Here is a 21,850-nt window from a genome sequence, read left to right on the forward strand (position 1 = left end):
TCGTAGCCCGTAGGGGAATCGAACCCCTCTTACCAGGATGAAAACCTGGCGTCCTAGCCGATAGACGAACGGGCCATAGTTGTTTGTCTAATTGCGGATGCAAAAATACAACTATTTTTTAATCGCACAAGTGTTATTTTATTTTTTTCTAAAACTTAATAAGCTTTAGCAAATAACACTCTCACTTTGGAGGAGTTACCACTATACACACACTTACCATTTTCTTCCTTAGCGTCAAAAGGAATGCAGCGTATCGTCGCTTTTGTCAACTCTTTAATCTTCTGTTCAGTCTCTATGGTACCATCCCAATGTGCGGATACAAATCCTCCTTTATTCTCCAAAACCTCCTTAAACTCTTCAAAAGAAGATACTTCTGTAATATGATCATCTCTATAATCAGTAGCTTTCTTATGTAAACTCTCTTGAATTTCTTTAAGTAAAGACTCAATAGTATCAGCGACTTCATCTTTAGCCACAAACTGTTTGGACAGCGTATCACGACGAGCAAGCTCCACAGTTCCCTTTTCTAGATCTTTTGGACCAATTGCTATTCGTAAAGGAACTCCTTGTAACTCATATTGCGCAAATTTAGCTCCTGGTCTATATGTATCTCGATTATCAAATTTCACAGAAATTCCTTTAGATCCTAAATCACTTACTAATTCATTAGCAACTTCAGAAATTTGATTCAATTGTTCTTCTCCTTTATAAATAGGAACAATAACCACTTGTATAGGCGCTAAATTAGGAGGCAAAACCAACCCATGATCATCACTATGTGTCATAATCAGTGCACCCATTAACCTAGTAGATACACCCCAAGAAGTTGCCCACACATAATCTTGCTTCCCTTCTTTAGAAGTAAATTTCACATCAAATGCTTTTGCGAAATTTTGTCCTAAGAAATGAGAAGTTCCAGCCTGTAACGCTTTACCATCCTGCATCAAAGCCTCTATACAATATGTATCTTCTGCCCCTGCAAAGCGCTCACTTTCTGTTTTTCTTCCCTTAATTACAGGAATTGCCATGAACTCTTCTACAAAATTAGCATATATATTATTCATTTGCTCAGTCTCTGCAATCGCTTCTTGCTTAGTTGCATGAGCGGTATGACCTTCTTGCCATAAAAACTCTGCTGTTCTAAGAAACAAACGAGTTCTCATCTCCCACCTCACTACATTAGCCCATTGATTTATTAAAATAGGTAAATCTCTGTATGACTGAACCCAACCTCTATATGTATTCCAGATAATAGCTTCAGAAGTAGGACGCACAATCAGCTCTTCTTCTAACTTTGCTTTTGGGTCTACAATTAATTTTGAAGCATCTTCTGGATCTGTTTTTAATCTATAATGAGTAACAACAGCACATTCTTTTGCGAATCCTTCTGCATTTTTTTCCTCTGCTTCAAACAAGCTTTTTGGAACAAATAGCGGAAAATATGCGTTTTGATGTCCAGTTTCTTTAAATTTTCGATCTAATTCTGCTTGCATTTTCTCCCAAATAGCATACCCATAAGGCTTGATCACCATACACCCTCTTACAGCTGAATTCTCAGCTAAATCAGCCTTTACAACCAATTCGTTATACCATTTCGAATAATCTTCACTACGTTTCGTTAGATTTTTGCTCATAACCTGCTATTTGGCACAAATGTTGTGACTTTGTTAAATAAAAAATAGTTAGCGCAAAACTAACTAAATTTGTATTGTTCAACAATAAAATAAGGAGATATGCGACTTAAAAATTATTTTCAAAAAAAAGGAGCTGTTGGGATTTTTCTCACAGCCTCTCTACTTATGTTGACATCTTGCGGTTCGTACGAGTACGCATCTTATGATGACGGTATTTATGGAGAAGCAAGAAGCCAAAGAAATCAGGTACCAACACGCACTGCCACAGCAGAAACAGGAACAACGTCTAATTATTACGCGAATTATTTTTCTGAAAAATCCGCTCAAATAGATAATGCCATAGAACAAGACGCCATTTTCACAGATGTAGATTCTTATTCTAGTGAAAATTACGATCCTGCGGACTCTACTAATGTTGCACTTAATTACGAATCAGGTCAACCATCTTGGGGCAGTGATTATGATGAAGTGTCTGTAAATATTTACAATACTGGATGGAACAACTGGGGATGGAACGCTGGTTGGGGACCCGGATTTGGATTAGGATGGAACAACTGGGGATGGAATGCCGGTTGGGGTCCTGGGTTTGGATATGGTGGATTCGGATATGGTGGATTCGGATGGGGCGTAGGATTTGGAAACCCATACTGGTATGGCGGTGGCTTCTGGTGTCCTCCTTACTACAATAATGGATTTGGATACTATGGAAGAAACCGAGTTGCATATAACAGAGGATACAGAAATAGAGGTTTTAGAAATGCCTACGCGAGCAATTACAGAAGTCGTAGTGCATATAACTCTAGATCTAGATCTTACAACAATAGATCTCGAAGTCGCTCCTATAACAACCGTAGCACTTATAACAATAGAAGAAGGGTATCTGCAGATAATAATAGAAGAACAAGAACTTCTACGTACTCAAACGGCACAAGAACTCAAAACGGTCGCTCATATTCTCGATCGAGATCCAGTTCACCTAACAGAAACAGCATAAGATCAAGAAGTAGCTCTAGATCCAGAAGTTATTCAGGTTCTAGAAGTAATAGCAGTAGAAGCTCCGGATCTGTAAGAAGTAGTAGATCTTCTAGTCGTAGCAGTGGCTCACGATCTAGTGGAAGCCGTGGATCTAGAGGTCGCGGAGGAAGAGGCTAAATTCACATTAATCAAAAAGAATATAATTTATATATGAAAAAGATATTTTTATTCATAGGTGTACTATCCATGTCTTTTTTGAACGCTCAGGACATAACTGATGCATTAAGATATTCTCAACAGGATATTTTAGGCACAGCACGTTTCAGAGGAATGAGCGGCGCCTTTGGAGCTTTAGGAGGGGATTTATCTGCATTACAAATAAACCCTGCAGGTTCTGCAGTTTTTCTAGGCTCCTCTGGTTCCATTACACTTTCTACAGCGAACATACAGAATGATGTAAATTATTTTAATGGTTTGAGCGAAACCTCATCCTCAAATTTTAATTTTAATCAGATTGGAGCAGTTTTTGTATACAATAACAGAAGTGAATCTTCCATCCTTAATAGATTATCACTAAGTATTGCCTACGATCAGACAACGGATTTTGCCGAGGAGTTTGTAGCATTCGGAAGAAGCAACAACTCGATAGATAATTTCTTTCTAGCAGAAGCGCAAGGCGTGCCTTTGGACCTAATAACAGTGCGATCAGGAGAAAGTATTGATGGAGTTTATAGCTTTTTAGGTGAAAGAGAAGGATATGGAGCGCAGCAGGCATTTCTAGGGCATGAATCTTTTATTATTGAAGCAAATGACCTTGCAGACCCTAACAACACTGGCTATTTTTCAAATGTCGCTCCTGGTTTTTTTGACCAAGACTATTATTACGAAAGCACAGGTCTAAACGGTAAATTCACAGTAAATGGAGGTGCTCAGATTAACGATAAGTTTTTTATTGGAGTAAATCTCAATTCTCATTTTATTAACTACGATAAGATTACAAGGTTTGAAGAGTTCAACAACAATACAGGAAGTACGGTTAATGAAATAATATTTACCAATCGTCTTTCTACTATTGGAGCAGGTTTCTCAGCCCAAATAGGTGGTATTCTAAAAGTATCTAATATGCTTAGATTAGGTGCGTCATTAGAATCACCTACCTGGTATTATATTGAAGAAGAAACAACGCAAAGACTAGTAACAGATGGAAGTAACGGTAGAATAATTCTAGACCCTAATGTAATCAACATTTTTCCTGAGTATCAATTACGCACACCAGCAAAAGCTACAGGTAGTATCGCTGTATTATTTGGAAAGCGAGGATTAATAAGCTTAGATTATTCTTATAAAGATTATTCATCTACTGAATTTGATTCTGATGGGTTTGACGATTTTTCAGATTTAAACAGAGATATAGAAAATACATTACAAGGAGCTTCTACGCTTAGAATCGGTGGAGAATTAAGAAATGGAAACTGGAGCTTCAGAGGTGGTTATAGTTACGAAGAGAGTCCTTATAAAAACGAACTTATTCTCAGTGAAAGAGAAGGATTATCATTAGGTATAGGTTATAATTTTGGAAAAGTAAAATTTGATGTCGCGTACGATTACTCTGAACAAGAACGTAATCAAGAGTTTTATCCCAACTCTGCCTTTACAAATTTTGCTTCTATAGATAGCTATAGAGATAATCTTACTTTTACTCTAAGTTTAAATTTATAACAATAAGTCGCATTGAAAAATTCAAGGAGCTGAGTATTTTCAGCTCCTTTTTTTTATAACGTCTATCTTATTAATGAAAAACTAGCTCTAAATTCTTTCATAACTCCACTTTCAGTATACTGAACCTTAAACCAATAGTCATTAGATGGAAGTAGATTTCCATTATAGGTTCCATCCCACTCTCCTAGAGAACCAAGGTCTTTTAATAGTTTTCCGAATCGATTAAAAATCACAACCCCATTAATCTGCACGTTATCATTACCAGCAATTCCCCAAGTATCGTGAAAACCATCTCCATTAGGTGTAAAATACCTTGGGTAATCAACCACAAATTCTACTGGAAGCTCTATTTCAGCACACATATTTACATCTCGTACATAAATAAAATGCTCTCCTCGATACACCCTTGTAAATACCGGAGAAGTTTGCCAATCACCTCTATCTAGTCTATATTCATATTCTCCTATTGCTTCAGGTGAAACTATAACTTGAATAGTTGCATTATCAGAAAAAGCTCCAGAAAGTAATTCTACAGTAAAATTTTCTAGCTGCGGAGGATACGACTCTATAACCACAGTTGTCGCTGATGATACACACGTAGTCCGAATATTTGTTACTAACACTGAGTATTGACCTGACATATTAGGTTCGTAAGTAGATTCCACCTCCCCAAGAATTTCATTTCCTGCCGTTGTAGCGGTACCCGTATACCACTGAAAATTATAAACAGTATTATCTAAACCTGTATCAATCACATCTGTTGGCATCAGGTTAATAACAGTTCCATCATTTTCAAGACAAATAACATACTCTTCTTCCAACAAGAAATCCGGTAGCTCATTAACAATCAATTGAACCGGAACTACTCTAAAACAATCATTACCATTTACCAAGGGATCAAAACGTATATATATTGTCTGACTAAACGCCTGTACGTTCTGGTATGAAGAAGAAGATGTGATTACATTAGCATTACCCAACTCAGCATCTTGCATAGATTCATAATACAAGATCTCATAATCAGAAGCATTTAGATCATTTGACACATTAGCATCATTTAAATTAAGAATATCCTGTGTCGCTATTGTAAGATCGAAAACTCCGATACCCGCTTCATCTAACTCACAAGTTTCTAATGCGTCCGGAGTTAGGTTAAAATCATCATACACTATTGTCTGTAATTGCAATATCACACTTGACACACAACTGTTATCATTATCCCTACCTACTACTATTACATCTCTTGTCAATATTGTACTGGTATACGCTGTAGGATCCCCAATAGGGTTATCTGTATCCACATCGTTTTGAGATTCGTAATAAGTTAATGTAATATTTGTAGCACCTCCTACGATCTGACCTTCTCTTACTGTTAAGTCATACACTGTACTTATCTGATCACTACACAACACAATAGGATCAGGATCTACTAACTCAGGATTATGAAGCACTTGTAAGTCAAACGAAATTGTAGATCGAAAACATTCATCTGGATCAGCAGCACCATTGTTATTTTCATCAAACTGAACACGTACCCATATAGTTTGTGGGTTGGACTCATTTGCAAAAGCTCCTACAATAGCTCCTGTATTATTAACCGCTTCTGCTTCTGTCCTATGATAGCTTATTAATAAGGCTTCGGTTTGTGCACCAATAACTTCTACGTCTTTATCAGTTAAATCAAAAGTCGCTTGATTCGGATCATCACTACATAATGGGAAATCTGTAACTGAGTTATTCAAAGGCAAAGGAGCTACTTCCAATTGTATATGCTGTCCTAGACCTAAGCATTCGTTATCTGTACCGTCATCTACTCTGACATATAAATTCTGAGTAAAAGGAGACGCATCATTTCTATGATTCGAAGGGTCAGCAATTGCATTCTCCTCAGCTAAAGCATCTGCTAAATTTTCATAATAAGTAATAACCAAATTTTGACCTGGTGGATACAATGCTATAACCTGGTTGGTAGCGTTACTAAAGTCAAACGTTGCAATTCCATTAGTGTCATCATTATCCACATCAATGTTATCACACTCTCTATAGGTAAGATTAAAAGTTGCCGGAATCTGAGTAGCAGAAACCTCTAAATCAATCTGTGAAGTTCTAAAGCAACCTTCACTAGTTTCTATCCTCGAAAACACCGTACTGTTAATAGGTGTCGGGTTAAGATATGCGGTAAAGTTTATAATTTGATTAGCCGCATCTTCACTTATAGCAGCAGCTTCTGTAAGATAATATGTAAAAGTTTCGTTTGTAGAATTAGTAGAAATTAGCGTATTTGCTTCAGACAAATTAAACAAAGAAATACCATCAGTATCATCATCACATTGTAACAAAGACACTACTGCCGATACAACGGGTAACGGATTAACAACTAATTGAAAATTTATAGTTTCATAACAACTTTGTTCTAAAACATTTTCTATTCGTACATATATGGTCTGTGGATTAGTAGTATTCGTATAACTATTAGGCAATTCTGTTCCTGAAACGCCCGCATCAGCTTCGGCTTGAGACTCATATAATGAAACAGTAAAATCAGCAGCATTCTGTGTTCCTAACACTTCAGCTGGTACTGCAGAAAGATCAAACACTACCAATCCATTAGTATCATCACCATCAAGATCATTATCACACAATTCTATATCAGAAGGCGTATTAGCTACCGGGTTCCTATAAACTCTAAGTACAAAAGATACAACCTCAAAGCATATTTGATTGGTCCCACCAATTCTAGCCCATATTATTTGATCCGCTGTAGTATTTACAAATGTATCGGGATCCGCAATAATATTATCTCCAGCCGCACCTGTATAATTCTCGGCATCTACCCGTGTTACATGATAGGTAACAGTATATTCTGTTGGGTCTTGAGCCCCAAGAATAATAGGTGAATTCTGAGTAAGATCAAAAGTATCAAATCCATTGTCATCGTCATCACATGACATTAAATCCATTGGAGGGCTCGCAATAATTGGAGGAGTATAAAAAGTGATCACTATCTCATCAACTTCTGTATTCCCATCTATATCTTCAATCAACAATTGATAACGACCAGAAGTGGTAACGGTATACGTTGTGCCGACCTCACCAGGAATAATCTCGAACACCATAGTGGTTTCATTATACACGGACCACTCGTATCTCACTGCTCCATCGGACTCTCCATCCAAGACTACTGGATCAGAGCCACATATATCTTGATTAGGCCCAAGTGCTGCTTCTAATATTGAACAGTCAGTTGAACCAGTACCACTTGTTTGCTGAAAGCTTATAAAACCAGGTGATTCAGAAAAATTGGTAATCAAAACTAAATAAAACTCTCCTGCAGTAGCAGCAGGAATATCCATTGTTTCGACAGCATCTGGCAAATAACTACAATCCACCGTATTCCCTGCTGTTAATTGTGCAGTACAAGGTGATATTGGATCAGAAAAAGGACCATAACAAATAAAATCCACATCTAATTGGGCTCCTGTTCCATCTTCATTAGCTGTTTGTGATATACTAAAAGTTAAAGCTCCGGTATCATCTATCTGTAAATAATACCAAGCAGGAAAAGGCTGAGTAGTCAAACAACCATAGTTTGGACCAATCTCCGCAGTCCCCACGCAACTACCATTAGAACTATTGCAATTAGGAAAAACTATACCCGTATTACTACAAAAAGGATCAGCTCCATTATCTCCCACAGCATCTGCGCAAACAGAACCTTGAGCAATACTAACATTAGTATAAATAAAAAAACATAAAAACAATATAAATACAGGTGTACTCTTAATCATTACTAATTTTTAAATCAATGATAAAACATTACTATCTCCTACTATTCTAAGTATTCCTATATAAAACAGTCTTACAAGAAGAAACCCTAAGAAAAGTATTAGAAATATTGTAATAATGGTGTTTTTTTTATTTTTAAGTTGGGATACCAGATTTGAAAAGAAACGAGAACCTTTTCTTAGTGAAACCTCAAAGCATATCTTATTACTAAATTACAAAAACCGAAAAAAAACGAATTATATTTTAAAATTATCGAATCAACGAAAAACTACCTGCAAAAACTCTCCTACCTCTATTAGGGTCTCGATCGGTCTGTTCATTAAACTCCACTCTAAACCAGTATTGGGAAGATGGCATTAAGTTTCCATTGTATGTGCCATCCCATCCTGCTCCAGTTGGGTTAAGTTGTTTCAATAATTTTCCGTGCCTATCAAATATATAAACAGATGCTGGAGTAGGCTGATCTTCAGGATTAATTAAATTCCATGTCTCATGAAAACCATCGCCATTGGGCGTGAAATATTTAGGATATCCAAGAATCATTATATCTACCGATGTCCTTTCATTATCTGGGCAATTAGCATATCTAGCCACTATTCTATAATCACCAGGAGGAACTTCTTCAAATATTGGTGACGATTGATAAGGTCTATACGTTACAAAAGTACCGTCCATATTCACATCTCGATCTAGTCGATATTCAAAATCAGTAAACCCTTCCGCTTCAACAATTGGATCGGTTGACACTTCTGCAGTAAGCGTATAACTTCCTGCAAATGATTCTTCTGTAATTGTATAACCCACTTGGAAAGTGATTTGAGAAACATCCAAAACAGAAACTTGATCTGGAGAACCAGGAACTTCGACATCATTAACATCATAACCTCTCAACCTATAAATACCATTAGAATTTACCTGATCATAAAAAGGACGTGTTCCTTCAGGCGCAGGAATATCAACGAAATTAGTATCTCCTAAATCGGCTCTGGACCATTGGAACCTCACTGCTGGCAAAACTAATGGCGGACCAGTACTTCCTGGAAATCTACCTTCGATAGTTAATGGAAATTCTCCACAAGTTGCTATCCTATCCTGCGGAATACCTGGTTCCAAAACACTACAGTCTGTAGTTCCGGCACCATCTTCTCCAAGATTCGTTTGTTCTAGCTGTATAACCCCAGCTTCATCAGCAAAATTAGTAATCAAAACAATATAAAACTCTCCCGATTGAGCATTAGGTATCGTAAAAGTTTCTATAAAATTATCATCGGATGTTCTAGCATAACTACAATCTACAATATTAGTATTATCCTGACCTAAGGGAAGATTAGTAGTATAATAATCAGGATCATCCACATTATTTGCACATTCTGCCGGACGAAGATTATCTCCATCCCCATCATTATCACAACCTCTTGCCAACTCATCGTCACAATTAATAATATAAGAAGTCGGAAAAGGCCCCCAAGCAATAAAATCAACATCTAGCTGTCGTTCATTGCGATCTAAGCGATTATCTCCATCTGCATCAACCCATTGTCGAATATCAAAAACTAATTCACCTGACTCATCAATAAGAAGAAAATACCAAGATGGGTTAGGCGTAGTATTTAAACAACCTACTTCTCCTAAACCATCCAAATCACCAGTAGTATTCGGAAAAGTTAGTTCTAAGGATGCATCAGAACAAAAAGGTTGGGAGTTTTGACAAGCTGTATCAAAGTCCTGAGCAGTTGTCAATGCACTATTAAAACAAAATAGTACGAATAATATTAAGATTTGAGGTAGTAATTTTGTCATGTTTAATATAACGTAGGTTCGTTCATTTTCTTGTGTAGGAATTAAATTTACTAATTTTAAAATATACAACTAAGATTACAATCACATTATTTATAATTGTTAACATAGCTTTCACTAAGTAAAACGACAAAATCGTATCTTTGCAGCCCGTTTATGGTTGATTTTACACGAATTCAGGATATCATATGAATTTATTGACATATTTCGACCTGCACATTCTGGGGAATTAAAAAAAGATTGTATTGAAATCATATATTTTTGTAAAGTATCATTTCAATTCTAAATAGAAAAAAAATATCACAAACATTGCTTATAAAAAGCAATATTGAAATATGTTTTTTTTATGATTCTTTTACATTTTATAATAACAAAATTTAAAACTTGTGAAGATAGACAAGGCCCTTGAAGCTATTGAAGCGCTAGGTGATAATCATGTAGCTACTAGCGCTACCACTCCTCTGAGAGAAGACGCATTTAAATTAAGTGATCTAGAAAAGATTGCTTTGATCAAAGAAGACGTTAAACATATTATGGAAACTTTAGGATTAGATCTTAGTGATGATAGTCTTAAGGGAACTCCGCAGAGAGTTGCGAAAATGTTTGTCAATGAAATTTTCTCAGGATTACATCCACAAAGAAAACCAGACGCCTCTACTTTTGACAATCACTACAAATACGGTGAAATGTTAGTCGAAAAAAACATTACAGTATACTCCACTTGTGAGCACCACCTCTTACCAATAGTTGGTCGAGCTCACGTGGCATATATTTCTAATGGAACTGTTGTGGGATTATCTAAAATGAACCGTATCGTTGACTATTATTCAAAACGTCCTCAGGTACAGGAGCGCTTAACGATGCAGATCGTTCAGGATCTTCAAGTAGTTTTAAACACTAAAGATGTTGCTTGTGTAATAGATGCAAAACATTTATGTGTAAATTCTAGAGGAATAAGAGATATCGAAAGCAGTACAGTAACTAGTGAATTTGGAGGCAAGTTTAAAGAAGAAGCTGTACGAAGAGAATTTTTAGACTATATCAAATTAGATACTACTTTTTAATTTTATCTTTAATCAACAATCATAAGCATTTATCAAAATTATGGCAGCAGCTCCGTTGTACAAAACTCAGGAACTAAAGATTTACAATTCTATTTCCAGTCAAAAAGAAATATTCACTCCTATTACTGAAGGTAATATAGGAATGTATGTCTGTGGCCCGACCGTCTATAGTAATGTTCATTTAGGAAATTGCCGTACGTTTATTTCTTTTGATTTAATTTATAGATATCTTAAACATTTAGGATATAAAGTGCGCTATGTGCGTAATATAACCGATGCTGGTCATTTAGAAAATGATGCTGATGAAGGAGAGGATAAGGTTTCTAAAAAAGCACGATTAGAGCAGCTAGAACCTATGGAGATTGTACAGCGTTACACATTAGATTTCCATAATATACTAGCTAAATTCAATAACGTGCCTCCTAGCATAGAACCTACAGCAACTGGTCACATTGTAGAGCAAATTGAAATTATCAAAACCATTATCGATAATGGTTTTGCTTATGAAGCTAATGGGTCTGTATATTTTGATGTAGTGAAATTTAACGAGACCAATGACTATGGAAAGTTAAGTGGTCGTAATCTCGAGGACATGATCGCCAACACGAGAGAACTAACTGCCCAAAGTGACAAAAAGAATCCACAAGATTTTGCGCTATGGAAAAAAGCAGAGCCAGAACATATTATGCGCTGGCCATCTCCTTGGAGTGATGGATTTCCTGGTTGGCATTTGGAATGTACTGTAATGAGTACAAAATATCTCGGTGAAAAATTCGATATTCACGGTGGAGGAATGGATCTTAAGTTTCCACATCATGAATGTGAAATAGCCCAAGGAGAAGCAGCTTGCGGTGTATCCCCAGTAAATTACTGGATGCACGCGAATATGCTTACTCTAGATGGTAAAAAAATGTCTAAATCCACTGGAAACATACTTTCTCCTGCTGAAATTTTTAATGGAGAAAGTGATAAATTAAATAAAGCCTTCGCTCCTACAGTTGCTAGATTCTTTATGCTGCAAGCTCATTACAGAAGTATTCTTGACTTCTCTAACGATGCTTTAGAAGCTTCAGAAAAAGGCTTTTATCGATTAATGGAGTCCATTGAGACTTTAGGAAATTTAAAAACCAGCAAGACTACACAAGGATTTGATATTCAGAACTGGATTAACGAATGTTATGAAGCGATGAATGATGATTTCAACAGTCCAATTTTAATTGCAAAATTATTTGAAGCTGTAAAATTCATTAATTCTGCTAAAGAAGACAAAGCTACTATTTCTGAAGCGGATCATATGTTAATTCAAAAAACTATGAACGAGCTTGTTTTTGATGTTTTAGGATTAGTAAATGTAAATGAAGCTTCTTCGGACATTAGCGATAAACTTTCTGGTACTGTTGAGCTTTTAATTCATCTACGAGCAGAAGCAAGAGCAAATAAGGATTTTGCAACTAGTGATAAAATCAGAGATGAGTTATTAGCTATGGGCATCCAACTTAAAGACGGACGTGAAGGAACTAGTTTTACTCTTAACTAATATTATATTTTGGCTTCAAAATTAACTTTAAAAAAGATTTTGATTGCACCGTTTGTAGGATTGGTAAAATTATACCAAAACTTGATTTCACCTTTAACTCCTGCTACCTGTCGTTATCAACCTACCTGTTCTCACTATACCTTAGAGGCATTACAAAAACACGGATTGCTAAAAGGAGGAGTACTTGCTGTAAAACGTATTTTTAGTTGTCATCCTTGGGGAGGTAGCGGATACGATCCTGTTCCAGAGATTAAAAAAGAAAAGAACGTTAACTCATCCAAATAAGGCATTAACTCATTATTATTCTATTTCGAATTTCAAATTTAATTAAATACCTATATTTACCCTTGAAAAATAGATTTCCACATGATATTCTCTAAAATAGTTTGGAATCCCATAGAAGGATTCGATCTTGGCTTTTTTGTCATTCGTTTTTACAGTCTAATGTTTGTAGTTGCATTCTCTTTAGGTTGGTATTTAATGAAAAAAATATATATCCGAGAAAATATTTCCATGGAGAAACTAGACTCTGTATTTATTTATGCAGTTATTGGAACTCTATTAGGTGCCAGATTAGGGCATGTCATTTTTTATGATTGGGATTACTATAGAAATAATTTACTAGAAATCATACTTCCTTTTAAATTCAACCCAGCGTTTGAATTTATTGGTTTTAGAGGATTAGCAAGTCATGGTGCGGCAATTGCATTTATTATTGCGATGTATTATTATTCTAAAAATGTTCTAAAAAAGCACCCATTATGGGTTATGGACAGAGTTACCATTCCTGCTGCTGTAGGAGGAATTTTTGTAAGACTAGGAAACTTTTTTAATTCAGAAATTATAGGAGAAACTTCTGGTGATTCGGCTTTTGGAGTAAAGTTTATACGAGATGGTTTAAGCAAAGCTGAAGTGATAAGGGAAACGGGAATCAAGAACGTTAATGAGGCATATTCTGCAGTCGTAAACAATCCTCAATTTTCTAATTTACTAGAAGCCATACCATATCGCCATCCTGCTCAATTATATGAAGCTTTTGGCTATATATTTGTATCGCTGATACTTTGGCTATTTTACTGGAAAACTGACAAAAGAAATAATAGAGGATTCCTTTTCGGAATGTATATGATGCTGATATTTATTGTTCGTTTTATTGTAGAAAACGTTAAAAAGAGTCAAGGAGGCTTTGAAGATTCCTTAGGTGAATCATTATCCACAGGTCAATGGTTAAGTATACCATTTATACTCATTGGACTTTATTTTGTAATTAGAGCCAAAAAAGTTCAGGAAGATCCTAAATCATTTACATTAAAATAATAAACTCCAGAAGAGTTCAAGAAAAAAGAGGATACATGCTAGAATGTATCCTCTTTTTTAGTTTATCTAATATTATAACTACGACTAAAAGACTTCATTAGACTCTTTTAACTTCTCTGTGTTTTCTACCAACTGAAGTTCGTCTATAATTTTTTGAATATCACCATTAATAATATTACCTAGATCATATAAGGTTAATCCGATACGGTGATCAGTTACACGACCTTGAGGATAGTTATAAGTTCTAATTTTTGCAGATCTATCTCCAGAAGACACCATACTTTTTCGTTTCTCAGAATCGGCTGCTTGTTTCTTAGCCAACTCTATCTCATATAATCTAGAACGCAATACTTTTAAAGCTTTTTCTAAGTTTTTATGAGAAGATTTCTGATCCTGACAACTCACAATCATTCCTGTTGGTTCGTGATGTAATTTAATAGCAGAATACGTTGTATTTACAGATTGTCCTCCAGGACCTGTAGAAGTAGTTCGCTCAATTCGTACTTCTGTCATATCAAGTTCTACATCAAACTCTTCTGCTTCCGGCAATACCATTACGGTAGCCGCACTGGTATGAACACGTCCTTGAGTTTCTGTTTGGGGTACACGTTGCACACGATGCACTCCTGCTTCGAATTTCATGGTTCCGTAAGCGTCTTCACCATTTACTTCTAATATGATTTCTTTATAACCACCACTTGTACCTTCACTAAGATCCACTACACTAACGCTCCATCCTTTTCCTTCGCAATATTTGGTGTACATTCTAAATAAATCTCCTGCAAAAATACTGGCTTCATCTCCACCAGCTCCAGCACGAATCTCTACTACGCAGTTCTTAATATCTTCCGGATCCTTCGGCACTAACATATACCGTATTTTCTCCTCTAAAGTTGGTAATTCTTCCTTGGCCTCTTCTAACTGCATTTTAGCCATCTCCACCATTTCTGCATCACTACCGTCAGCAATAATCTCTTCCGCTTCTTTCTTATTATCAGTCAGCTCAATATAATGATCTCTTACATCCATAAGTGCTTTAAGATCCTTATATTCTTTATTGAGTTGTACATACCTTTTCCGATCAGCAATAATGTCTGGTTGAATAATCAGATCAGTCACCTCATCAAATCGCTGCTTTACAATATTTAATTTATCAATCATAGTTCTATCTGTCCTGTGCGTAGAATTCACAAAAGTACGTTTTTTTGTCCAAAGGTCATACGCCTTTTAATATTCTCTGACAGGATGATGTATCTTAAAAATTCGTATTTTTACAACTGAAATGCTAAAACATTCTAACACATATAATAACAATCTGATTTCAAGGTGGTTTATTACGCTTATGCTTTTCTTTAGCATAGGAGGATATACTAATTATACACAACCAATATCCAGTCAGGATACTATTGAATTAGTAATTACTAATGAAGAAAGCTTCGCTAAAATATCGTCTTTCAAAGATATTTTAGCTGACGGACAACATTTCAACTCTTTTTATCTCTTTAAAAATCATTTAAAGTTAATCTCAAAACATCACAGTAATATTTCCATTGTTAAAAATAAAGATCTTGATACCTCTATTTCTTTAACGATGATCGATAAAATATTTCTTTTCAGAAACAATGTATTTACTTCTGAAGAAGATTCTTTTCATTTAGGATAACATCTCCATTTTAGGCTTTATAGCCAATTTTCTAAAAACATTTTAACACTGCTATCATAAACGGTAGTGGCTTATACTATTTCCAAAAATGAAAAAATTCAAAAAAGTAGTAAGACGTATTGTTTTACTTATGTTTATCATCATGGTAGCCATGATTCCTGTACCTATTTTCTTCCAAAAAAAAGAAGGAAAGTTTAATGACGACAACTCCATAGAACTTGTAGAAACTAAAGAAGAAGATACAGAAACAAAAACAATTCAATTTAATGATGATTTAAAATCATAACTTGACTTTAAATACATCAAAACTAGCTTTATATGAGAGTCTGAAAGGAGGTCTTTGGGCTCTCAAAAACAAAGCAAATAATTATGCTTTAAAAGATTTAAGAGTAAAATAAGCAATTGGCCCGATCATTACCCCAATAAAAACTGGGATAAACCAGGCTCCTAAACCTTCTGATCTATTTAACGCCACCGCAATTGATTTATATATAATAAAAACAAAGGTCCAAGTGATAGTTAGATTTAACACTCTAATTAATCTAGTAGCATTTTTATACTGACGAAAAGCGTTATCCTCTGTAATTTCTGCGGGATAATTAAAAATATGAGGAAATCTATTTAAGATATAAAGACCTATTCCCATAACCAAACCTACTACTGGAAGGAACCAAATTGTAGATTTGGAACTATAATCATCAGGCAATCCTTGTGCATTAAAATGAGTAGGAATCATTTCAGGTAGCTCATTAATATAAAATATTGGTGCTAAAATCAAAATCCCTAAACCTACAAAGGTTAATATCTCTAGTACAATATCTATTGCTTCTTTATTAACTCTAATTATCGGATTACTCATAATTACAATTTTATAGCATCTAATATAAGTATTCAGAATAATTTACGACTTTTATATATGATGAACGGTTTACAAATAGGTTTAGGCGGAGGATGTCATTGGTGCACAGAGGCAGTTTTCCAATCTTTAAAAGGTGTGATTTCGGTAGAACAGGGTTATATTTCTAGTATTAAAAAAAACAATTCTTTTTCTGAGGCAGTAATTATATCTTATAATCCTAAGATAATTAAACTAAAAGATTTGATTGAGATTCATTTACATACTCATAAAAGCACTTCTGATCACAGCTTTAGAGAAAAATATCGGAGTGCTGTGTATTATTTCGACAATCATCAAAAACCAATTATCAAAAATTATCTGAATGAACTAAATGAAGATTTTGAAAATGAATTAATTACACAGGTTTTAAAATTTCATGCTTTTAAACCTTCAAGAACAGAGCTCATTAATTACTACCTAAAGAATCCTGAAAAACCCTTTTGCAAACGGTATATACATCCCAAACTTGATTTGCTTAGAAAAAAGTATACAGATAAAATGCTTTTGTAATTACTTGACTGTGGCCACAGTAGCATACTGAGGAAAACGAATATCCAAGTGCATAAATAATACTGGGATATTATACAAAATCGGTTTTATAGAACGACTTTTATTGATTCCTTCGTGCGTTATCACAGTATATCCTTCTTCTTCATACATTCTTCGAATGCTTTTACCTGTAAAGAATCGATAATGGGTTTTATCCATTACTCCGTAACTTTCATACTTCCAATCTTTCTTAAACAAGACTTTCATAAAAGTATTATGATATCTCACATTAGGAATGGAACTTATAACAATACCTCCAGAAGAAAGTTTGGTTTTTATCTTTTGCAATACAGCATAAGGATCGGTAAGATGTTCTAAAACATCATTAAAAAAAATGACATCAAAATAACCATCTGGTAATTCATCTAAATAGTCTTCACAAGGACCAGCAAATACTTTGTGCAATGTTTTTTCAGCAATAGCAGCCTCTTCAGGCATCAATTCAATACCCCATACTTCTGCTCCTGTTTTTTCTTTAACAACATTTGCAAAAGCTCCATTACCACAACCAACATCCATAACTTTCTTAGCATCTAGTGGTAGATACTTTATCATTTCATGTCGTACGTTATCGTAGTAGCCTGTTGGTTTATTATCGTAATCCATAGTGTAGTTTAGTTATAAGTGTAAGTCCCAAATTCGCTGTTAATAGTAAGTTTCTTTTTATCTGCACTTTCCACACGACCTACAATTTTAGCATCTACATCAAAGCTTTTAGAAATCGAAATAATCTCATCCGCAATCTCTGGAGAAACATACAACTCCATTCTATGTCCCATATTAAACACCTGATACATTTCTTTCCAATCTGTACCAGAATTTTCCTGAATCAATTGAAATAAAGGAGGCACTTCAAACAAATTATCTTTAATAATATGCAGATGATTTACAAAATGTAAAATCTTAGTTTGTGCTCCACCACTACAATGTACCATTCCATGAATAGTTTCACTATTATATTTAGATAGAATCTTTTTAATTATTGGCGCATACGTTCTTGTTGGCGACAACACCAATTTCCCCGCATCAATGGGAGCATTTTTAACCTCATCTGTAAGCTTCGTTTTTCCCGAATACACAAGATCAGATGGCACAGCTGCATCAAAACTTTCCGGATACTTTTCCGCTAGAATTTTATGAAATACATCATGACGCGCAGAGGTAAGTCCATTACTTCCCATACCACCATTATATTCTTTTTCATATGTAGCTTGGCCAAAAGAAGCAAGACCAACAATAACATCTCCATCTTTTATATTCGCATTATCAATAACATCATCACGCTTCATTCGTGCAGTAACGGTAGAATCTACAATAATAGTTCTCACTAAATCTCCTACATCCGCAGTTTCACCTCCTGTAGAATGAATCGTTACTCCAAAACTTTTTAGCTCTTCTAACAATTCTTCTGTTCCATTGATAATAGCAGAAATAACTTCTCCAGGAATTAAATTTTTATTCCTACCTATGGTGGATGATAACATAATATTATCAGTAGCTCCAACACACAACAGGTCATCGATATTCATTATTAATGCATCCTGAGCAATACCTTTCCATACAGAAACATCTCCTGTTTCTTTCCAATACATATATGCTAGAGAAGATTTTGTACCAGCTCCGTCAGCATGCATAATCAAGCAATAATCTTGATCACCTGTAAGATGATCGGGAACTATTTTACAAAATGCTTGTGGAAAAAGACCTTTATCTATATTTTTAATAGCACTATGTACATCTTCTTTGGATGCCGAAACTCCACGTTGAGCGTAGCGTTTGCTTACTTCTTGACTCATTATTATAGTATTATACCGATAGTAAAGCGCAAAGATAATTGAATTTAGCTCAAAGACTAAACTGAATATAAAAAATCCCAAATTCAGTTACAATATTTCCGAATTTGGGATATGAATTATATATAACAGCGCTTATTCCCAGTCTGCCATAGAAGCATTCAAGATTAAATCAGCTCTGTTTGCAATTTCTAAAATTGACATGGTTTGTATGTTTTTTTGAGATATCCCATCATTAGAAGTATTTACAAAAATTACAGATGCTTCATTTGGAGAAAAACGGGCATCTATATCATTTGTTCCTGCTGGTTTTTCTATAGAAATATCTAATACAGAACTATCACCAAAATTATACACAAAGAGATGAGAATCTAATTGTCTATAATCACTACTTTCGAATCCAGAAACATCCTGGCAATACAGCAGTTTAGTCCCATCAACCGAAAGATTCACACTTCCTGCTGCCCCAGTTACTCCTGACAATATCGTTTCCAACAATATACCAGAAGTATTAATGGTAAAAATCTCTACTTCATAACCATCAAGGTTATTTGTTTTTAATACTATCACATTATTATTATCGTTCTTATCTACTTCAGAAATAAGATTCCCATTTGAAGTTTGATACACCAAAGTTAATCCACTGCCATCTATATTGACACTGTATAATTTATCCTGATTAGGAAATAATAATTTTGAACCATTATCTAACCAAGAAAAATCAATTTCTCCTAAGTTAAATCCAGCAACCGAAACCTGAGAAGTAACCTGAGATACCTGAGAACCATCTTCATTCATTATAAACAGATGAGTTTGTGAACCTACCGATTGTAAAAAAGCAACCTTACCTGTACTTACATTACGCCTTGGTCTAAAACTATTCTTGGTTTCTGGAGTCAGTTGAATTTCTGTTCCTCCTTGCTCATTAGCGGAATAGATTACACTATTACCTCCTACAGATCTTGTATAAACAATTCGATTATTTGGTGGACCCATCGTTTCGAAAGCAAAACTACTGCTATTAACGGAGTCATTTATCCCATCATTACTACTTACCTGCCAGAAATATTTAACCTTATAAGCAAGATTCGTAAGGGTATACGTCGTATCTGTAATATTCTCAAAAATCTCTACATCCGAATTTTCATCATTACGCAAAGCAACTGTATAAGTAAGTGTATCATCATCAGGATCAGCTCCTGTCCAAATCAACTTTACTTCTAACGGCTGATCAACTGAATTATCAGCCGGAGAATCCAAAATCGCAGCATCTGGAGGTCTATTCCCAGCTGTTTCAATATCCATTTCGAAAACTATTTCTAATTCTCTATCCGCTATTACAGAGATCGCTTCGAATTGCGCCAACAACCCTTCTCGTTGAGCCGAAAGCGAGTAATCTCCTGAAGGGATATTCTCGATAAGATACTCTCCATTTACATCTGTAAAAACGGTACTAGACGAAGGGTTTGTAGATATTTTAACGTTTTCTAAAGGCTCATTTGTCCCTACAGCTACCACTCTTCCTTTGACAGCACCTAAACCTTCTAGATCTATAGTATCTTCACTACATGAAGCCACAGCCAATATGGCAAATACAGTTATTATTTTTATAATATATTTCTTCATTTTAATCAGGGTTTTATCCTTTAGGAACTTCACCGTTTTCAATTACTTTTCGATTTCTTTTTTTCAGTTTCCTGAGTTCTTTCTGCTCTCTACGATTTTGTTTACGCAGCTCTTTATCCATTTTTATAGGACTCTTGAAATACCAGTTTAAGCCTAGAGAGAAATTAAAATACTGATCATCTCGTTTTCCTTGTGTAATATTATCTAGCTTATCTCCTAAAACGAGATTATGTGTTGCATTTAATGAAATACCTATATTATCCGAAGCTAAATACTCAAGTCCGCCTCCATATTGAAACTTAAAAAAAGTTCTATCAAAACCATCACTATTCACAGTCCCCATTCCCCCAAAAAAGAAAGGAGTAAACTTTTCAAAAGGCAATAGCGTTAATTCAGCGTTAAGGTCTATTGCATTAAATCCTTCAGAAAAAGCGCCTTCATTTCTCAACTCAAACTTACTAAGACTTGCATTAGCATTTAGATACGGATTGAAATACCATTTCCCTCCTATTCTTGCAGAATATGACAAATCTGCATTATTATAATCACCACTCATCAGTGCCAATCCTCCATTAGCAAAAATCGCCTTTTCTCCTCGTCTTTCTTTAAAGTAACGCTCATAAAGCCCAGTATTTTGCGCCACATCCTTCTCTGCATTATAATTAGCAACAAGTGCATTTACCTTTTCTGGTTCTGCTTTAGAACCCCATAATTTATCCTCTATACCTTCTATTATTAAAGCTTCTACAGCTTTCTCGATAGCTTCAGAAACAGCAATTTGTCCAGGTTCATTTTTTGTGAAACCTGTTTCAGCCTCCAAGAGCCTACTAAACTTAACATATCTAAAAAAACTTGCGTCTAATGCCTGAGATAATATTGTTTTAGAAATATATACAGTTTTAAGTATTTTACCGCTTGAGGTGGATACAGCTCTGAGGTACACTGTTATTCTATCTTGTCTATATTGAGTAGAACCACCAACTCCAAAATATCTAGCTCCTAATCCGCCAGTTATAATATTAGAATCATAGGACACGATTCCTCCTTCCAGAATAATTCCTGCATACAATAGTGGAGGTAATTGAGGCTCGTTTGGATTTTTATTTTTTCTATATTCTTTTCTTGTAGAACGTATGATATTACGCTCATTCAAAAGATTACTTAAATTTTCTCTTTCGATTGGTACAAACCATTTAGAATCTTCTAAGGCTTTAACCAAAATAGTTGTAGCTCCTTGAGTAACTGCTGTACTAAAAGTACTTCCTGCCTCGGTAGGTTTATATTGACCTGTTTGATCTCTAAACTTATACACACCTACAACCACTGGTTCTATAGGTCTAGGAAAATCTCTTAAAGTCTGAGTAAATCGAGTATCTTCTCCGATTCGTGCTTGCTCTATTGTAATAGGTTGATTAAAATAGGTTCCACATCCAGACAACAATATTGTACAAGAAATTACTAGAATTACTTGATAAAACTTATGACGCATTAA

18 protein-coding genes and 1 tRNA gene are annotated in these 21,850 nt (G+C 35.0%); 9 read left to right on the forward strand and 10 right to left on the reverse strand.

The features are described from left to right. Window positions 1-3: 3 nt before the first annotated feature. Together Q0975_RS20200 and proS are read right to left on the reverse strand one after the other, a co-directional pair. Window positions 4-75 (reverse strand) — tRNA-Glu (locus Q0975_RS20200). 80 nt (window positions 76-155) lie between these two features. Then, the gene (gene proS, locus Q0975_RS20205) at window positions 156-1,634 is read right to left on the reverse strand and encodes a proline--tRNA ligase (protein WP_299440024.1); all 1,479 of its coding nucleotides are present in this window, start codon (window positions 1,632-1,634) and stop codon (window positions 156-158) included. Between the two features lie 99 nt (window positions 1,635-1,733). On the opposite strand from proS, the gene Q0975_RS20210 reads away from it, so the two are divergent. Together Q0975_RS20210 and Q0975_RS20215 are read left to right on the forward strand one after the other, a co-directional pair. Beyond that, entirely contained in the window at window positions 1,734-2,786 is a 1,053-nt protein-coding gene (locus Q0975_RS20210) for a hypothetical protein (protein ID WP_299440026.1), read from the forward strand. A 33-nt stretch (window positions 2,787-2,819) separates the two neighbouring features. Next, window positions 2,820-4,328, forward strand: a complete 1,509-nt coding sequence (locus tag Q0975_RS20215; protein WP_299440028.1) for a transporter — start codon at window positions 2,820-2,822, stop codon at window positions 4,326-4,328. A 62-nt stretch (window positions 4,329-4,390) separates the two neighbouring features. Here Q0975_RS20215 and Q0975_RS20220 read toward each other — a convergent pair whose 3' ends face one another. Both Q0975_RS20220 and Q0975_RS20225 read right to left on the reverse strand, forming a co-directional pair. After that, window positions 4,391-8,116, reverse strand: a complete 3,726-nt coding sequence (locus tag Q0975_RS20220) for a T9SS type B sorting domain-containing protein (RefSeq protein ID WP_299440030.1) — start codon at window positions 8,114-8,116, stop codon at window positions 4,391-4,393. A gap of 247 nt (window positions 8,117-8,363) precedes the next feature. Beyond that, window positions 8,364-9,914 carry a T9SS type B sorting domain-containing protein gene (locus Q0975_RS20225; RefSeq protein WP_299440032.1) on the reverse strand — a complete coding sequence of 517 codons (1,551 nt, stop codon included), beginning with the start codon at window positions 9,912-9,914 and terminating at the stop codon, window positions 8,364-8,366. Window positions 9,915-10,297: 383 nt separating this feature from the next. On the opposite strand from Q0975_RS20225, the gene folE reads away from it, so the two are divergent. From folE to lgt, 4 genes are all read left to right on the forward strand, one after another. Then, window positions 10,298-10,975 (forward strand): GTP cyclohydrolase I FolE, encoded by a 678-nt coding sequence (gene folE / locus Q0975_RS20230; RefSeq protein WP_299440033.1) that lies wholly within the window; start codon window positions 10,298-10,300, stop codon window positions 10,973-10,975. Between the two features lie 40 nt (window positions 10,976-11,015). Beyond that, window positions 11,016-12,512, forward strand: coding sequence for a cysteine--tRNA ligase (cysS, locus tag Q0975_RS20235; RefSeq protein ID WP_299440035.1), 1,497 nt, complete (start codon window positions 11,016-11,018; stop codon window positions 12,510-12,512). 9 nt (window positions 12,513-12,521) lie between these two features. Further along, window positions 12,522-12,797: a membrane protein insertion efficiency factor YidD gene (gene yidD / locus Q0975_RS20240; protein ID WP_299440037.1), complete on the forward strand. Its 276-nt coding sequence runs from the start codon at window positions 12,522-12,524 to the stop codon at window positions 12,795-12,797. An 81-nt stretch (window positions 12,798-12,878) separates the two neighbouring features. Beyond that, window positions 12,879-13,829 (forward strand): prolipoprotein diacylglyceryl transferase, encoded by a 951-nt coding sequence (gene lgt / locus Q0975_RS20245; protein ID WP_299440039.1) that lies wholly within the window; start codon window positions 12,879-12,881, stop codon window positions 13,827-13,829. 84 nt (window positions 13,830-13,913) lie between these two features. On the opposite strand, the gene prfA is transcribed toward lgt, so the two are convergent. After that, window positions 13,914-14,990, reverse strand: a complete 1,077-nt coding sequence (gene prfA, locus Q0975_RS20250; RefSeq protein ID WP_299440387.1) for a peptide chain release factor 1 — start codon at window positions 14,988-14,990, stop codon at window positions 13,914-13,916. Window positions 14,991-15,111: 121 nt separating this feature from the next. Here prfA and Q0975_RS20255 point away from each other — a divergent pair, with 121 nt between their 5' ends. Together Q0975_RS20255 and Q0975_RS20260 are read left to right on the forward strand one after the other, a co-directional pair. Then, on the forward strand, window positions 15,112-15,492 hold the full coding sequence (locus Q0975_RS20255) for a hypothetical protein (RefSeq protein WP_299440041.1): 381 nt from the start codon (window positions 15,112-15,114) through the stop codon (window positions 15,490-15,492). A gap of 88 nt (window positions 15,493-15,580) precedes the next feature. After that, entirely contained in the window at window positions 15,581-15,778 is a 198-nt protein-coding gene (locus Q0975_RS20260) for a hypothetical protein (RefSeq protein ID WP_299440042.1), read from the forward strand. 81 nt (window positions 15,779-15,859) lie between these two features. Here the strand turns inward: Q0975_RS20260 and Q0975_RS20265 are convergent, their stop codons facing one another. Beyond that, window positions 15,860-16,351, reverse strand: coding sequence for a DUF1648 domain-containing protein (locus Q0975_RS20265; RefSeq protein WP_299440044.1), 492 nt, complete (start codon window positions 16,349-16,351; stop codon window positions 15,860-15,862). A gap of 57 nt (window positions 16,352-16,408) precedes the next feature. Between Q0975_RS20265 and Q0975_RS20270 the strand changes: the two genes are divergently transcribed. Continuing rightward, window positions 16,409-16,900 (forward strand): peptide-methionine (S)-S-oxide reductase, encoded by a 492-nt coding sequence (locus tag Q0975_RS20270; protein WP_299440046.1) that lies wholly within the window; start codon window positions 16,409-16,411, stop codon window positions 16,898-16,900. Here the strand turns inward: Q0975_RS20270 and Q0975_RS20275 are convergent, their stop codons facing one another. The 4 genes from Q0975_RS20275 to Q0975_RS20290 form a co-directional block, all read right to left on the reverse strand. Continuing rightward, window positions 16,901-17,545: a class I SAM-dependent methyltransferase gene (locus Q0975_RS20275; protein ID WP_299440048.1), complete on the reverse strand. Its 645-nt coding sequence runs from the start codon at window positions 17,543-17,545 to the stop codon at window positions 16,901-16,903. Between the two features lie 8 nt (window positions 17,546-17,553). Continuing rightward, entirely contained in the window at window positions 17,554-18,735 is a 1,182-nt protein-coding gene (locus Q0975_RS20280) for an AIR synthase related protein (protein WP_299440050.1), read from the reverse strand. A gap of 132 nt (window positions 18,736-18,867) precedes the next feature. Then, complete coding sequence (locus Q0975_RS20285; protein ID WP_299440052.1) at window positions 18,868-20,358, reverse strand: carboxypeptidase regulatory-like domain-containing protein; 1,491 nt, start codon at window positions 20,356-20,358, stop codon at window positions 18,868-18,870. 13 nt (window positions 20,359-20,371) lie between these two features. Beyond that, window positions 20,372-21,847, reverse strand: a complete 1,476-nt coding sequence (locus Q0975_RS20290) for a CsgG/HfaB family protein (RefSeq protein ID WP_299440054.1) — start codon at window positions 21,845-21,847, stop codon at window positions 20,372-20,374. Window positions 21,848-21,850: the final 3 nt, after the last annotated feature.

Source organism: uncultured Aquimarina sp., assembly GCF_947500065.1.
Taxonomy (GTDB): domain Bacteria; phylum Bacteroidota; class Bacteroidia; order Flavobacteriales; family Flavobacteriaceae; genus Aquimarina.

Coding starts and splice junctions, on each gene's coding strand:
- Q0975_RS20225 (WP_299440032.1), bottom strand. CDS start 9,914: ATGACAAAATTACTACCTCAAATCTTAATATTATTCGTACTATTTTGT.
- prfA (WP_299440387.1), bottom strand. CDS start 14,990: ATGATTGATAAATTAAATATTGTAAAGCAGCGATTTGATGAGGTGACT.
- Q0975_RS20265 (WP_299440044.1), bottom strand. CDS start 16,351: ATGAGTAATCCGATAATTAGAGTTAATAAAGAAGCAATAGATATTGTA.
- Q0975_RS20285 (WP_299440052.1), bottom strand. CDS start 20,358: ATGAAGAAATATATTATAAAAATAATAACTGTATTTGCCATATTGGCT.
- lgt (WP_299440039.1), top strand. CDS start 12,879: ATGATATTCTCTAAAATAGTTTGGAATCCCATAGAAGGATTCGATCTT.
- Q0975_RS20210 (WP_299440026.1), top strand. CDS start 1,734: ATGCGACTTAAAAATTATTTTCAAAAAAAAGGAGCTGTTGGGATTTTT.
- Q0975_RS20290 (WP_299440054.1), bottom strand. CDS start 21,847: ATGCGTCATAAGTTTTATCAAGTAATTCTAGTAATTTCTTGTACAATA.
- Q0975_RS20220 (WP_299440030.1), bottom strand. CDS start 8,116: ATGATTAAGAGTACACCTGTATTTATATTGTTTTTATGTTTTTTTATT.
- Q0975_RS20280 (WP_299440050.1), bottom strand. CDS start 18,735: ATGAGTCAAGAAGTAAGCAAACGCTACGCTCAACGTGGAGTTTCGGCA.
- proS (WP_299440024.1), bottom strand. CDS start 1,634: ATGAGCAAAAATCTAACGAAACGTAGTGAAGATTATTCGAAATGGTAT.
- cysS (WP_299440035.1), top strand. CDS start 11,016: ATGGCAGCAGCTCCGTTGTACAAAACTCAGGAACTAAAGATTTACAAT.
- Q0975_RS20260 (WP_299440042.1), top strand. CDS start 15,581: ATGAAAAAATTCAAAAAAGTAGTAAGACGTATTGTTTTACTTATGTTT.
- Q0975_RS20270 (WP_299440046.1), top strand. CDS start 16,409: ATGATGAACGGTTTACAAATAGGTTTAGGCGGAGGATGTCATTGGTGC.
- Q0975_RS20255 (WP_299440041.1), top strand. CDS start 15,112: ATGCTAAAACATTCTAACACATATAATAACAATCTGATTTCAAGGTGG.
- Q0975_RS20275 (WP_299440048.1), bottom strand. CDS start 17,545: ATGGATTACGATAATAAACCAACAGGCTACTACGATAACGTACGACAT.
- Q0975_RS20215 (WP_299440028.1), top strand. CDS start 2,820: ATGAAAAAGATATTTTTATTCATAGGTGTACTATCCATGTCTTTTTTG.